This window comes from Actinoallomurus sp. NPDC052308 (assembly GCF_040679195.1).
GTDB lineage: Bacteria > Actinomycetota > Actinomycetes > Streptosporangiales > Streptosporangiaceae > Actinoallomurus > Actinoallomurus liliacearum.
This window is the reverse complement of sequence record NZ_JBFAUM010000029.1, coordinates 19,119-33,190: the sequence shown is the minus strand read 5'-3', so window position 1 is coordinate 33,190 and position 14,072 is coordinate 19,119. Positions and strand designations below refer to the sequence as shown.

Sequence of the window (14,072 nt, the reverse complement as noted above, 5' to 3'; positions counted from 1 at the left end):
CCGTCCAGTGCTTGTTCTCTCATGAACCCATGCCGATGAGGCATACTCACGGGCATGGAGCTGCGGACGCTGCGCTACTTCGTGGCGGTGGCCGAGCGGGGGTCGGTGAGCGCGGCCGCGGACGTCGTACGGGTGACCCAGCCCGCGCTGTCGCGGCAGATCCGGCAGCTCGAGCGCGAGCTGAAGCTCACGTTGTTCGACCGCCGGGGCGGCCCGCTGGGGCTGACCGCCGCCGGCCGCCAGTTCCTGCCGGTCGCGCGCGACGTGCTGCGCCGCGCGGACGACGCGCTGTCGGCGGCGGAGGCGTTCGCCGCCGGGCGGCTCGTGCGCCTGACGATCGCGACCCCGACGACGACGCTGACCGACGTGATCGCCCCGTTCCTGGCGACGTTCGGCCCGCGGGATCCGCTTCCCACGGTCATCGAGACGACCGGGACGACGGCGCTGCACCACGGCGCCGACCTCGCCATCGTGACGAAGGCGCCGCACCCCTCGTGGCGACGGCGGGCGCTGGCGGTCCTGCCGGTCTGGGCCTATGTGCCGACGGACCACCGGTGGGCGGGACGCGCGTCGGTGGGGCTCGACCAACTGCTCGGCGAGCCGCTGGTGGTCCTCGACCGGTCCCTGCGGCCGCGTCAGATCCTGGAGGAGGCGCTGGCGGCCGACGGCCTGCCCGCGCCCGACGTCGTCGAGTGCGGCAACGCCCAGGTCGCGCAGGCGCTGGCGGCGGCGGGCCGCGGGGTCGCCGTGGTCTCCGACGACCCGCGGTTCGGGCTGCACGGCCTGCGCGTCGAGAGCGCGCACGGACCGTTGCGGATCACCCTGCACGCCGCCTGGGATCCGGACCATCACGCGAGCGACGTGCTCGCGCGGATCGCGGACCGGCTCCGGGCCTTCTGCGGGCGGCGCTACGGAGCGGACGTGCTGCCCCCTGAGTAGCCACCCGCCCGGCGCCGTCGGGACGACGTCAGGCGAGGGTGACCTCGACGGGGAGCCGCTTGATGCCGTTGACGAAGTTGGAACGGACCCGGGGCACCTCGCCGGCCAGGCGGACGCCCGCGATGCGAGGGATGAGCTCCTCGAACATGATGCGGATCTCGGTGCGGGCCAGCAGGTTGCCCAGGCAGAGGTGCGGGCTGCCCTTGCCGAAGGTCACGTGGTCGTTGGGGTGGCGGGCGACGTCGAAGTCGTACGGGTCGCCGAAGACCTCCTCGTCGCGGTTGCCGGAGGCGAACCACATGACGACCTTGTCGCCCTCCTTGACCTGCTTGCCGCCGAGCTCGACGTCGCGGGTGGCGGTGCGGCGGAAGTGGTAGACGGGGGAGGCCCAGCGCAGGAACTCCTCGACGGCGGTGGGGATGAGCGAGGGGTCCTCCTGCAGACGGGCGAGCTGCTCGGGGTGCTGGATGAGGGCCAGCATGGAGTGGCTGATGGTGTGCCGGGTCGTCTCGTTGCCGGCGACGACGAGCAGCAGGAAGTAGTTGTCGAAGTCCTGCGGGGACAGCGGCACGCCGTCGCGCGGGGTCTCGTTGACGAGCCGGGAGATCAGGTCCGTGCCGTCCTTGCCGTGGCGCTGCCGGGCCAGCTCACGGCCGTAGGCGAAGACCTCCAGCGACGCGGGGGAGCGGAAGGGCAGGTCGCGGTACTTCTCGCTCTCCTCGCTGCCCAGGAGCACGTCGGCGTAGTCGGGGTCGGTGTTGCCGATGATGCGGTTGCCCCACTCGATGAGCTGCTTGTTGTCCTCCTCCGGGACGTCGAGCAGCCGGGCGAGGACGTTGATGGGGAAGTCCGCGGACACGTCCTTGACGAAGTCGAAGGTCCCCTTGGCCAGCGCGGCGTCCAGGGTCCTGGCGGTCAGGCCGCGCAGGAAGTCGCCGTAGCCGTTGATGGTGCGCGCCCCGAACTGCCGCTGGAGCAGACTGCGCAGGGCGCGGTGGCGGACGCCGTCCAGCTCCAGGATGGAGGCGCGCTTCTTGATCTGGTCGTCGTCGACCTCTTCGAGGTTGACGAACTTCGTGGAGGTGAAGGTCTCCGCGTCCCGGTCGACGCGGGCGATGTCGGCGTGGCGGGTGACGGCCCAGAAACCGTGGTTGGGTTCCGGCTCGGGCTGCCAGTGCACCGGGTCCTGATGGCGCAGCGTGTGGAACATCCGCCAGGGGGTGACGCCGTCGAGGAAGTTGTCCGGATCGGCAAGGTCCACATCGGCGAGCGGCATCGGTTCCCGCACGGCTTCGCCGACGGAGGACAGGATGGGGGAGGTGGTCACGGTGCTCGGTCTCCTTGACGTCACGGGTGGTGGATCACAGGTGGTAGGCGTACTCGGTGAACTCCCAGTCGGTGACGTGCCGGTGGAAGCGCTCGACCTCGTTGCGCTTGTACGTGAGGAAGGCCGTGGTGAAGTCCTTGCCGAGGGCCTCGGTGAGGGCGGTGTCCGCCTCCAGGGCGTCCAGCGCGGTGGAGAGGTCCATGGGCAGGACGGCCGCCTTGGTGGTGTCGTACCCGTAGCCCTCGATCGGGGCCGGCGGTTCCTTGCCGTCCTGGACACCGAGGAGCGCGGCCGCGATGGCGCCGGCGATGAGCAGGTAGGGGTTGGCGCTGGCGTCGCCGAGGCGTAGTTCGAGCCGGGCGCCGGAGCCGCGCTCGGGCGGCACCCGGACCATGGCGCTGCGCTTGTCCAGGCCCCAGTCGATGAGCCAGGGGGCCAGGGTGTCGGGTCCGAAGCGCTTGTAGGAGTTGACGGTGGGGTTGGCCAGCGCCGTCAGCGCGGGGGCGTGGGTGAGGACGCCGGCCAGGGCGTGCCGCGCGGTGGGGGAGAGCCCGTGCGTGCCCGAGGGGTCGTCGAAGGCGTTGCGGCCCTCGGCGTCCTCGAAGGAGAGGTGAAGATGGAAGCCGGAGCCGCCCGCGTCGTTGAAGGGCTTGGCCATGAAGGTGGCCAGCCTGCCCTCCTGCCGGGCGAGTTCCTTGACCGCCGCCTTGAAACGGAAGGCGCGGTCGGCGGCGTCCAGGGCGTCGGAGTGGGTGAGGTTGATCTCGTACTGGCCGCCGTCGAACTCGTGGTTGCCGGTGATGACGCCGATGCCCAGGTCGTGCAGCCGCCGGAGGGTGCGCAGCAGGTGGTTGTTCGGGTCGGCGCGCAGCCCGGCGGTGTAGACGGCGCCCGCGGTCTCCGGGGCGCGGCGCCAGCCGGTCGGGCGGTCGGGGGCCGGTTCGAGGAGGAAGTACTCCAGCTCGGGGCCGACGACGGGGCGTACTCCGGCCTCGGCGGCGCGCGCGAGGACCGTGCGCAGCAGGTCGCGGGGGGACTCTGCGGCGGGGTCTCCGGTCACGGGGTCGGTGGCCTCGCCGAGACACCAGGCGACGCCGGGTTCCCAGGGCAGAGGCGCCAGGGTGGACAGGTCCGGGCGTACGCAGATGTCGGGCAGGCCCGCGTCCAGCCCTCCGGCGACCGGGACGACATCGCCCTGCGGGCTGGTGTGATAGACGGCTCGGCAGAAGGCCAGGCCGTGCTCCTGGGCCGCCGGCAGGCTGTGCAGGAGGACGTCGCGGGCGCGGTCGGTGCCGATCAGGTCCGGATAGGTGACCCGGACGACGTCGATGCCCTCTTCGGCGAGCCGGTTCAGGTGGGGGCGGACGTCTGAGGTGTCAGGTGCGCTCACCGAGGTCTCCTTGGGCGAGTCGGTGGGACGGCGTGCCATGACGGGCCCGTCGCCGGGAGCTTGATGTTTGGCCTCAAACGGTAAGGAGGCGGCCATCGCGGCGCAAGAGGTTCGCCGCACAAAATTATCCATGTGGATAGGTATTGACCGGGTCGAGGTGCCCTCCTATTTTGTTTGAAGCCAAACGGTATGGCGGGAGCGCCGCCTGCCGCTCCGCGCTCCACGCCCTCGTCTCGGAGGAGGACCGGCCATGAAGGTCGTCGTCGACATGAACAAGTGCCAGGACCACGGCCAGTGCGTCTTCGCGGCCCCGGAGGTCTTCCGGTTCGACGACGACGGGCGCCTGGCCTACGTCAGCGAGCCGGACGACGCCCTGCGCGAGGAGGTCGAAGAGGCCGCCGACGTGTGTCCGCTGCAGGCGATCCGGATCGAAGACTGACATGGCCGCTGGACGTGTCGTCGTCGCCGGCGCCTCGCTGGGCGGTCTGCGCGCCGCCGAGCAACTGCGCGCCGCCGGGTGGACCGGGGCGATCACCGTGGTCGGTGACGAGCCGCACATGCCGTACAACCGCCCGCCGCTGTCCAAGGAGGTGCTGGCGGGGAAGGCGCCGTTCGAGTCCCTCGCCTTCACCCCGAAGGCCTCCGCCGCCGACGTGGAGTGGCGGCTCGGCACGCGCGTCGCCTCCGCCCGGCTGGCGGAGCGGGTCGTCGCCCTGGACGACGGCGGGGAACTGCCGTTCGACGGGCTGGTCGTCGCCACCGGGATGCGTCCGAGGCGGCTGCCCTGCCCGGGCCCGCTCGCGGGACGTCACACCGTGCGGACCCTCGCCGACGCGCAGGCCCTCCGCGCGGAGCTGACCCGGCCCGGGGCGCGGCTGGTGGTCGTCGGCGCGGGCTTCATCGGCTGCGAGGTGGCCGCGACGGCCGTCGGGCTCGGCGTCGCCGAGGTCACCGTCGTCGATCCGCTGCCGCTGCCCATGGTCGGGCCGCTGGGGGAGACCCTGGCCCGCGCGCTGCTCGACCGCCACCGAGCGCGCGGGGTGCGGTTCGCGCTGGGGACCGCCGTCGCGGGCTTCATGGGCGAGGACCGCGTCACCGGCGTCCTCCTCGGTGACGGCTCCGTGCTTCCCGCCGACGTGGTGGTGGAGTCGGTCGGCTCGGTCGCCAACACGGAATGGCTGGACGGCAACGGGCTGGACCTGTCCGACGGCGTGCTCACCGATGACCATCTGCGGGTCGGCGGCCTGCCGTACGTGGTCGCGGTCGGCGACGTGGCCCGCTTCCCCAACGCGCGGTACGACGGCACGCCGCGCCGGGTCGAGCACTGGTCGATCCCCACCGACACGGCCAAGCACGCGGCGAAGACCCTCGTCGCCCACCTCACCGGCGCCGAGCCGGTCCCGGCGCCGTTCGCGCCGCTGCCGACGTTCTGGAGCGACCAGCACGACTTCCGCCTGCAGTCCTTCGGCGTACCCGCGCTGGGCAAGGGCGACGTGCGCGTGCTGGACGGCGACCTCGACGGCGACGTCCTCGTCGGCTACCACCGCGACGGCCTGCTCGTCGGCGTCGTCGCCCTCGGCGGCCATGCCGCCGCCATGAGCGCCGCCCGCCACCGCGCCCGGTTGCTCAAGCAGCCCGCCCTCACCGCGTAAGGAGACTCCCATGGCCGGCGTGCACGGCTACTTCCACCCCAAGACGGCGACGGGGTCGTCATCACTGATCCCCTCGCCTCCATGGCGCTACTCCGGGGACCTGCTCACCGTGGAGTACCGCACCGATCCGGCGCGGGTGCGCGAACTCCTGCCCGAGCCGCTGGAGCCGGCCGACGAGGACCCCGGCGCGGTCGCGCTCATCTGGGCCGACTGGCAGTCCTGCTCCGCCTCGGGCGAGGAACTGCTCGACCCGGTGCGCTCGCAGTACAAGGAGGCGTTCGCCGTCGTCCGGTGCAAGTACCAGGGGCGCACCTACACCCGCTGCGTCTACATCTGGGTCGACAAGGACTTCGCGATCGCCCGCGGGCTGCACCAGGGCTACCCGAAGAAGTTCGGCTCCATCCACATGACGCGTCCGCACCCGTACGGGCCGGCGCCGCGGATCGAGGAGGGCGCCACCTTCGGCGCCACGCTCGCCGCCGCGGACCGGCGCCTGGCCCAGGCCGTGGTCACGCTGCGGGAGCCCTCGGAGACCAACGGCTTCGTCAACGGCCACCCGATGGCGCACCACCGCTGGCTGCCCTCGATCGAGAAGGGCAAGGGCCTGGCCCTGGACGAGCTGATCGAGTCCGGCGCCGCGTCCTTCGAGGGCGGGCGGCCATGGGTCGGCGACGCGGACCTTGAGCTGTTCGAGGCGCCCACCGAGGAACTGGCCCGGCTGGAGATCCGCGAGCCGATCGCCGCCTACTACCGCCAGGTCGGCGTGGTGTGGGACGGCGGACGCCTGCTGGAGTCCGGAACCTCCGGCGCCGAGTGACGACCCGACAGGAGAGACGAACATGACGGACAGGACCATCGTCGCCGGGGTCGCCATCGACACCCGGCACTGGATCGGCGGCCGCCGCGTCGGCTCCGCCGAGACCTTCACCGACCACTCGCCGATCGACGGCGCTGTTCTCGGCGAGATCGCCCGGGGCGGCGCGGCCGAGGCCGACGCGGCCATGGCCGCGGCCAAGGCGGCGTTCCCGGCGTGGGCGGCCACCCCGCGGGCCGAGCGGGCCCGCCTCCTCCACGCGATCGCCGACGGGGTCGAGAAGCGGCTGGAAGAGCTGGCGATCGTGGAGACCAGCGACAACGGCGCGCTGCTGCGCTCGCACCGGCGTGGCGTCATGCCACGCGTCGCCCACAACTTCCGCTTCTTCGCGGACTGGCTGCTGCAACTGGAGCACGAGGACTTCGAGACGCGGGGCCACACCAACCACGTGTCGTGGGACCCGGCCGGTCCCTGCGTGCTCATCACGCCGTGGAACGCGCCGCTGATGCTGTCCACCTGGAAGGTCGCCCCGGCGCTCGCCGCCGGCAACACCGTGGTCCTCAAACCGGCCGAGTGGTCCCCGCTCACGGCCTCGCTGCTGGCGGACATCGCCGCCGAGGCCGGGCTGCCCGCGGGCGTCCTCAACGTCGTCCAGGGCTACGGCGGCGAGGTCGGCAGCGCTCTGGTCTCGCACCCGGACGCACGCCGGATCAGCTTCACCGGCTCCGTCCCCACCGCGAAGGCCATCGCCGCCGCGGCCGCCGCCAACCTCACCCCGCTCAGCCTCGAACTCGGCGGCAAGTCCCCGCTGCTGGTCTTCGCGGACGCCGACCTCGACCTGGCGGTGGACCTGGCGGTCGAGCAGTACGACAACGCCGGGCAGGTCTGCCTCTCCGGCACCCGGCTGCTCGTGGAGTCCTCGGTCGCGGAGGAGTTCACCCGGCGCTTCGTCGCGAAGGCGTCGGCGCTCCAGCAGGGCGACCCGCGCGACGAGGCCACCGACATCGGCCCCAACATCCACCAGCGGCAGCTCGAGAAGATCGACGGCTTCGTCCAGCGAGCGCTGACCGCGGGCGCCCGCGCCGTCATCGGCGGGACGCCCAACGAGGAGCTCGGCGGCCTCTACTACCGGCCGACGCTGCTGACGGACGTCGCGCAGGACAGCGAGATCGTGCAGGAGGAGGTCTTCGGCCCGGTCCTGGTGCTGCAGACCTTCGACACCGAGGACGAGGCCGTCCGGCTGGCCAACGACACCCGTTTCGGGCTCGCCGCGACCGTCGCCACCGGGGACCGGGAGCGGGCCGAGCGGGTCGGCGCGCAGCTGGTCGCGGGCACGGTCTGGGTCAACTGCTTCTTCGTCCGCGACCTGCAGGCGCCGTTCGGCGGCTCCCGCGAGTCGGGCGTCGGCCGCGAGGGCGGCGATTGGAGCTTCGACTTCTACTGCGACGTCAAGAACACCGTCACCGCGCCCAACGGCTGGAGGAACCATGGGTGAGATCGTCGGGGCGGGCCTGCTCGCGCATGTCCCGACCATCGTGCTCCCCGAGGCGGACCGGCTCGAGCTGAACGAGGGCAAGGAGATCACGCTCGTCACCGGCCTGCGGCAACTGCGCCGCGAGGTCTTCGAGCGCGACGACTACGACACCGTCGTCGTCCTGGACTCGCACTGGGCCACCACCGTGGAGTTCGTCGTCACCGCGCAGCAGCGCCGGGCCGGCCTGTTCACCTCCGAGGAACTGCCGCGTGGCATGTGCCGGGTGCCGTACGACTTCCCCGGCGACCCCGAACTCGCCCGCAACGTGGCCTCGTTCGCCGAGAAGCACGGCACCTGGATCACGCCGATCGACGACGAGTACCTGCCGATCTACTACGCCACCATCAACCTCTGGAAGTACCTCGGCGAGGGACTGCCGGACAAGCGGTGGGTGACCATCGGCGTGTGCCAGACCGGCGACATGGAGGACCACCTTCGTCTGGGCCGGGCCCTGGCCGACGGCATCGCCGCCACGCCCGGACGCCGGGTGCTGCTCATCGCCTCCGGGGCCCTCTCGCACACCTTCTGGCCGCTGCGCGAGCTGCGCGACCACGAGGCCGGCGACCCCCGCCACATCTTCACCCCCGAGGCCCGCGCGGCCGACTACGAGCGCATCGCCTGGTTCAAGGACGGCCGCCACGACCGCGTCCTGGACACCATGGACGAGTTCTGGCGGTACAAGCCGGAGGCGAAGTTCTTCCACTACCTGATGATGATCGGCGCGCTCGGCGAGCACGCCTGCGCCGCGACCGCCCGCCAGTACGGCGAGTACGAGAACTCGATCGGCACCGGCCAGGTCCACCTCTGGTTCGACCGCCCCGAGGGCGGCTGGACCGCGCCGCGCGGCGGCCACACGCCACACCACCACACCGACCCGCACCGGGAGCCCGCAGATGCCTGAGTACCGCCGTATCCTCCTGGACGGCGCCGCCGTCCAGGTCGTCCGGGAGGGCGACGAACTCGTCGCCGGGGACGGCCGCCGCGTCAAGACCGAGGAGGCGCGGCACCTGCCTCCCGTGGTGCCGTCCAAGGTCATCGCCGTCCACCTCAACCACCGCAGCCGCGTCGAGGAGTTCCAGACGAGGCTGAGCCCGGCGCCGACGTACTTCCACAAGCCCACCTCGGCGCTCAACTCCCACAAGGGCGCGGTCGTCCGCCCCGAGGGTTGCAAGTGGCTCAACTACGAGGGTGAGGTGGCCATCGTCATCGGCCGTACCTGTCGCAACGTCTCCCCGGCCGAGGCGGGGGAGTACATCGCCGGGTACACCGTGGCCAACGACTACGGCCTGCACGACTTCCGCGACACCGACGCGGGTTCGATGCTGCGCGTGAAGGGCTCCGACACGCTGTGCCCGCTCGGCCCGGGCCTGGTCACCGACTGGGACTTCCACGGCAAGTACCTGCGCACCTACGTCAACGGGGAACTGGCGCAGGACGGTTCGACGGACGAGATGGAGTGGGACATGCACTACCTCGTCGCGGACATCGCCCGCACCATCACGCTCTACCCCGGCGACGTCCTGCTCTCCGGCACCCCGGCCAACTCCCGCCCGGTCCGGCCCGGTGACGTGGTGGAGGTCGAGGTGGAGGGCCTGGGACGGCTCTCGAACCACATCGTCGCCGGCCCGACCCCGATCCGTACCGACGTGGGCGCCCAGCCCACCGAGTCCGAGGAGGTCCTGTCCACCGCCCTGGGCGGCGACTGGGAGTTCCGCGGCATCCGCCCGCCCAAACGGGGGTGAGCGGGCGAGTAGGGTCACGGACATGACCGAATCCGCCGAGGCCCCGAAGAAGCGACGGCCGCGCAAGCGGGTTCAGTACGGAGAAGGACGCGAGGCCCTGCTCAAGGCCGCCGTCCGCGTGGTGGCCCGCGGCGGCCTGCGCAACCTGACGTACCGCGCGGTCGCGGAGGAGGCGGGGGTCACCCACGGCCTGGTCGTGCACCACTTCGGTTCCCGCGAGGCGCTGATCGCCGAGGCCCTGGCCCACACCGTGCGTGCCAGCCTGGCGTCCAGCGTGCTGGAGCCGGGCACCGGCCAGGTGACGGACTTCTCGGCGGGGGTGTCGGAGATGGTGGAGTCCGACCCGGACACCCAGGCGTTCCAGTACGAGCTGTTGCTGGAATCCCGGCGGCGCCCCGACCTGCTGCCGCAGCTCCGTGCCCTGTACGACGAGTACTTCGACGCCACCCAGCGGGAGCTGGCGCGCATGCTGCCCGGCGGCGCCGACCGCCCGCTCGCCCGGCTGGTCTTCGCCGCGCTGGAGGGCCTCGTGCTGCACCAGCTCGTCTTCGGCGAGCCCGAGGTGACCGACGCCGCCCTGGCGGAGCTGCACGCGCTGCTCAAGGCCGTCGGCGCCGACGGTGGCGGTCCCGCCGATCTCGACGCGTGACGCGCTGAGGTCGTTCGGGCCCGTACGAGGGTAAAGATTCAATTACGCAGGCCAGAGGCGTTGACGAAACTGTCCACATGGACAACTCTGTGCGACACCCCCCTTGCCAAACGGATAGTTCTGGTTCAGGATCAGGCAACTCGTTTGGCCTTAAATGACCCCCTATCGCCCAGTAGGTGATCCAGTGGACAGTCGAACGGTCGAAGAACCAGCCCCCGCCCGAGAAGCCCGTCCCACCGGGACGCTCAAGCCCAACGCCCTCGGCGTCATCGGCATCCTCTTCTTCGTACTCTCCGCCCAGGCACCGCTCACCGGGATCGCCGGCGCCCTGCCGATCGCGGTCGGGACGGGCGACGGCGCGGGCGCCCCGGCGGCCTACATCGTGGCCGGCGCGGTCATCCTGCTCTTCTCGGTGGGCTTCGTTGCCATGGGCCGCCACGTGGTGGACGCCGGCGCCTTCTACACGTACATCGGCAAGGGACTCGGCCGGACCACCGGCACCGGGAGCGCCGGCGTCGCGCTCTTCGCCTACTGCACCCTCCAGGCGGCCATGTACGGGCTGTACGGGGCGACCGTGAGCGGCCTGGTCGAGCAGTACACCGGCGCGCACGTCGCCTGGTGGGTGTGGACCGTCGTGACGATGGCCGTCGTCCAGGCCCTCGGCACCGCCGGCATCGAGATGGGAGCCAAGGTCCTGGCGGTGTTCGTCCTGGCGGAGTCCAGCATCCTGTTCGTCTTCGCGCTCGTCACCCTCGTCAAGGGCGGCGGACCCGAGGGCCTCGGCGTCACGCACAGCTTCTCGCCCGGCGCGGCCCTGCACGGGGCGCCCGGCGTGGCGCTGATGTTCGCCATCGCCTCGATGTTCGGCTTCGAGGCCACCGCGATCTACGGAGAGGAGGCCAAGGAGCCGCGCCGGACCGTCCCGCGCGCCACCTATCTCTCCGTCACCGTCATCACCGGCTTCTTCGCCTTCGTCAGCTGGATGCTCATCTCCTCCTACGGGGCTTCCAAGGCGACCGGCGCGGCCGGCAAGGCCCTCTCCGGCGGGGACTCGACCGTCTTCGTCTTCAACCCCGTCTCCCAGGCGCTCGGGAGCTGGGCCGACCACGTCCTGCCGATCCTGCTCGCCACCTCCCTCTTCGCCGGCATCCTCGCCTTCCACAACTCCGCCAACCGCTACCTGTTCTCGCTCGGCCGTGACGGCCTGCTGCCCCGCGGGCTCGCCGCGATCAACAAGCGGCACTCCCCGTGGGTCGCGGGGTGCGTCCAGACGGCGATCGCGCTGGTCCTGGTGCTGCCGTTCGCGGTGTTCGGCAAGGACCCGGTACTGAGCCTCTTCTCCTGGTTCAGCGGCGTGGCCGTGCTCGCGATGATGCTGCTCTACTTCCTGACGTCCATCTCCGTGATCGTCTTCTTCCGGCGCGAGCGGCTCGACCGGCGCCTCTGGAACACCCTGGTCGCCCCCGCCCTGGGCGCGCTGGGGATCGGCGGGTCCATCGCGGTCATCGTCGCCAACTTCACCACGCTCATCGGCGGCAGCGCCACGACGGCGACCTGGCTGGAGCTCACCGTTCCCGTCGTCCTGGGCCTGAGCGCGGTCGCCGCCCGGCTCACCCGCGCTCGCCGCGCCGCGCCGAGCGGCTGACCTCACGCGCCGGCCGGGTGGCGGGTCCGCGTCAGGCGGTCCGGCCACCCGGCCGGCGCACCGAACCCACCACCGTTTCCGCACCGTACGAAGGAGAGGCAGGCGTTGCACGCCACGCACGAGGAACTACTGCGCCGCGCCAAGGAACTCGACCTTCCGGCTCAGCACCACATCGACGGCAGGGACGAGGCGGGCGGAGGTGCCTCTTTCGCGGTGGTCTCGCCCCGCGACGGCCAGGTGCTCGCCGAGGTCGCCGACGCCGGCGTCGCCGAGGTCGACGCGGCGGTGGCCGCGGCCCGGCGTGCCTTCGACTCCGGGCCCTGGCCCCGCCTGGCGCCCGTCGAGCGCGGCCGCGCCCTGCTGCGCCTCGCCGACCTGCTGGAAGAGCACCGCGCCGACCTCGCCCTCACCATCAGCCTGGAGATGGGCAAGCCCATCGGCGAGTCCCACGCCATCGAGCTCCGCGCGGCGATCGGCACCTTCCGCTGGTACGGGCAGCTGGCCGACAAGCTCGCCGACGAGGTCCCGCAGACCGCCGCGGACGCGCTGGCCCTCGTCACCCGCGAGCCGACCGGAGTGGTCGGCGCCGTCGTCCCGTGGAACTTCCCGCTGACGCTGGCCTCCTGGAAGGTCGCCCCGGCGCTCGCCGCCGGCTGCACCGTCGTGCTCAAGCCCTCCGAATGGTCCCCGCTGTCCGCGCTCATGGTCGGCCGCCTGGCCACCGAGGCAGGCCTGCCGCCCGGCGTGCTCAACGTCGTCGCCGGCGACGGCCCGACCGCCGGGCGGGCGCTCGGCCTCCACCCCGGCGTGGACGTCCTCGCCTTCACCGGCTCCACCGCCGTGGGCCGTCACTTCCTGCGGTACGCGGCCGACTCCAACCTCAAGCGCGTCTGGCTGGAACTGGGCGGCAAGTCGCCCAACATCATCCTGCCGGACGCCCCGGACCTGGAGCAGGCCGCCGCCACCGCCGCGTGGGGCATCTTCTTCAACCAGGGCGAGATGTGCACCGCCCCCTCCCGCCTGCTGGTCCACTGCTCCGTCGCCGAACGGGTCGTGGAGGCCGTGGTGGAGCGCGCCCGCGCGCTGCGCGTGGGCGATCCGCTGGATCCCGGCACCGAGATGGGCGCCCTGGCCCGGCAGAGCCACCTGGAGCGGGTCATGGGTCACGTCCGTACCGGACTCGACGAGGGCGCGCGACTGCGCGCCGGCGGCGAGCCCATCCTGGCCGAGAGCGGCGGCAGCTACCTGCGCCCCACGGTCTTCGACCAGGTCGCCCCGGGCTCACGGCTGGCCCGCGAGGAGATCTTCGGGCCCGTGCTGTCCGTGCTGACCTTCGACGACCTCGACGAGGCCGTCGCGCTGGCCAACGACACCGAGTACGGCCTGGCCGCCGGCCTGTGGACGTCCGACCTGTCCACCGCCCACAAGGTCGCCCGCGCCCTGCGTGCCGGGACGGTCTGGGTGAACTGCTACGAGGAGGGCGACCTCACCGTCCCGTTCGGCGGCGTGAAGCAGTCCGGCAACGGCCGGGACAAGTCCGTGCACGCCCTGGAGAAGTACACCGAACTCAAGACGACCTGGATCCAGCTGTGACCCGTCCGCTGATCGCCATCCCCGCCCGTTTCTCCGCCACGACCTCCGCCCTGCGCTTCGCCGCCGAGGTCAACGCCCGCAAACTGATCGAGGCGGTGTGGCGGGCCGGGGGAGAACCCGCGTCCGTCCACCCGCACGCCCCCGGTGGTGTCGCCGACCCGGCCGAGGTCGCCGACCGCCTGACGCGCTTCGACGCCGTCCTGCTCCCCGGCGGCGGCGACCTGGCCCCCCACCGCTACGGCGACCGGGAGACGCACGTCAGCGTCTACGACGTGGACGACGAGCAGGACGGCTTCGACCTGGAGGTCGCCCGCCAGGCCCTGGAGGCCGGGCTGCCCCTGCTGGCGATCTGCCGCGGGCTGCAGGTCGTCAACACCGCGCTCGGCGGCACCCTCGAGCAGGACATGGGCGGGCCCGAGCGCGAGCACCGCTCCGTCATCCATCCCGTCGCGCTGGAGCCGGCGTCGCTCGTCGCGCGGGCGACGGGCGCGGAGAAGGTCGAGGCGTCGTGCTTCCACCACCAGCGCGTCGACCGCCTCGGCCGGGGCCTGGTCGTCACCGCGCGGGCCGGGGACGGGACCGTCGAGGCCGTCGAACGGCCCGGCTCCCGTTCCTGGTTCACGGCCGTGCAGTGGCACCCGGAGGACACCGCCGCGGAGGACTCCGTACAGCAGGCGCTGTTCGACGCCTTCGTCCGCGCGGCCCGCGGCCGACGATCGTAGAATCCGGTTTCGAACAACCGAGGCGGCGCCGACCCCGATCGGTCGCGGGCCGCAGTCGAAGGAGC

The 14,072-nt window shown here is 72.1% G+C and carries 13 protein-coding genes; 11 read left to right on the top strand and 2 right to left on the bottom strand.

Going from position 1 to position 14,072, the window contains the following annotated elements; translation table 11 throughout:
* The first annotated feature begins 54 nt into the window (after nucleotides 1-54).
* A complete protein-coding gene (locus tag AB0L00_RS38430; RefSeq protein WP_364442429.1) occupies nucleotides 55-939 on the top strand; it encodes a LysR family transcriptional regulator in 885 nt (294 codons plus the stop codon).
* Between the two features lie 28 nt (nucleotides 940-967).
* Here the strand turns inward: AB0L00_RS38430 and AB0L00_RS38425 are convergent, their stop codons facing one another.
* Nucleotides 968-2,266: a cytochrome P450 gene (locus tag AB0L00_RS38425; RefSeq protein ID WP_364442428.1), complete on the bottom strand. Its 1,299-nt coding sequence runs from the start codon at nucleotides 2,264-2,266 to the stop codon at nucleotides 968-970.
* Nucleotides 2,267-2,300: 34 nt separating this feature from the next.
* A complete protein-coding gene (locus AB0L00_RS38420) occupies nucleotides 2,301-3,656 on the bottom strand; it encodes a glutamine synthetase family protein (protein ID WP_364442426.1) in 1,356 nt (451 codons plus the stop codon).
* Between the two features lie 250 nt (nucleotides 3,657-3,906).
* Between AB0L00_RS38420 and AB0L00_RS38415 the strand changes: the two genes are divergently transcribed.
* From AB0L00_RS38415 to AB0L00_RS38370, 10 genes are all read left to right on the top strand, one after another.
* Nucleotides 3,907-4,095 (top strand): ferredoxin, encoded by a 189-nt coding sequence (locus tag AB0L00_RS38415; RefSeq protein WP_364442424.1) that lies wholly within the window; start codon nucleotides 3,907-3,909, stop codon nucleotides 4,093-4,095.
* Between the two features lies 1 nt (nucleotide 4,096).
* A complete protein-coding gene (locus AB0L00_RS38410) occupies nucleotides 4,097-5,308 on the top strand; it encodes an FAD-dependent oxidoreductase (RefSeq protein WP_364442423.1) in 1,212 nt (403 codons plus the stop codon).
* A 10-nt stretch (nucleotides 5,309-5,318) separates the two neighbouring features.
* Complete coding sequence (locus AB0L00_RS38405; protein ID WP_364442421.1) at nucleotides 5,319-6,125, top strand: acetoacetate decarboxylase family protein; 807 nt, start codon at nucleotides 5,319-5,321, stop codon at nucleotides 6,123-6,125.
* A 22-nt stretch (nucleotides 6,126-6,147) separates the two neighbouring features.
* Nucleotides 6,148-7,617: an aldehyde dehydrogenase gene (locus AB0L00_RS38400; RefSeq protein ID WP_364442419.1), complete on the top strand. Its 1,470-nt coding sequence runs from the start codon at nucleotides 6,148-6,150 to the stop codon at nucleotides 7,615-7,617.
* Nucleotides 7,610-8,557, top strand: coding sequence for a 3,4-dihydroxyphenylacetate 2,3-dioxygenase (locus AB0L00_RS38395; protein ID WP_364442417.1), 948 nt, complete (start codon nucleotides 7,610-7,612; stop codon nucleotides 8,555-8,557). The genes AB0L00_RS38400 and AB0L00_RS38395 overlap by 8 nt, the downstream gene beginning before the upstream one ends.
* Nucleotides 8,550-9,398 carry a fumarylacetoacetate hydrolase family protein gene (locus tag AB0L00_RS38390; RefSeq protein ID WP_364442415.1) on the top strand — a complete coding sequence of 283 codons (849 nt, stop codon included), beginning with the start codon at nucleotides 8,550-8,552 and terminating at the stop codon, nucleotides 9,396-9,398. Before AB0L00_RS38395 ends, AB0L00_RS38390 begins: the two co-directional genes overlap by 8 nt.
* Before the next feature lie 22 nt (nucleotides 9,399-9,420).
* On the top strand, nucleotides 9,421-10,047 hold the full coding sequence (locus AB0L00_RS38385) for a TetR family transcriptional regulator (protein ID WP_364442413.1): 627 nt from the start codon (nucleotides 9,421-9,423) through the stop codon (nucleotides 10,045-10,047).
* A gap of 184 nt (nucleotides 10,048-10,231) precedes the next feature.
* Nucleotides 10,232-11,692 carry an APC family permease gene (locus AB0L00_RS38380; RefSeq protein WP_364442412.1) on the top strand — a complete coding sequence of 487 codons (1,461 nt, stop codon included), beginning with the start codon at nucleotides 10,232-10,234 and terminating at the stop codon, nucleotides 11,690-11,692.
* A 105-nt stretch (nucleotides 11,693-11,797) separates the two neighbouring features.
* Nucleotides 11,798-13,285: an aldehyde dehydrogenase gene (locus AB0L00_RS38375; protein ID WP_364442410.1), complete on the top strand. Its 1,488-nt coding sequence runs from the start codon at nucleotides 11,798-11,800 to the stop codon at nucleotides 13,283-13,285.
* A complete protein-coding gene (locus tag AB0L00_RS38370; protein ID WP_364442409.1) occupies nucleotides 13,282-14,007 on the top strand; it encodes a gamma-glutamyl-gamma-aminobutyrate hydrolase family protein in 726 nt (241 codons plus the stop codon). The genes AB0L00_RS38375 and AB0L00_RS38370 overlap by 4 nt, the downstream gene beginning before the upstream one ends.
* The last annotated feature ends 65 nt before the right edge of the window (nucleotides 14,008-14,072 follow it).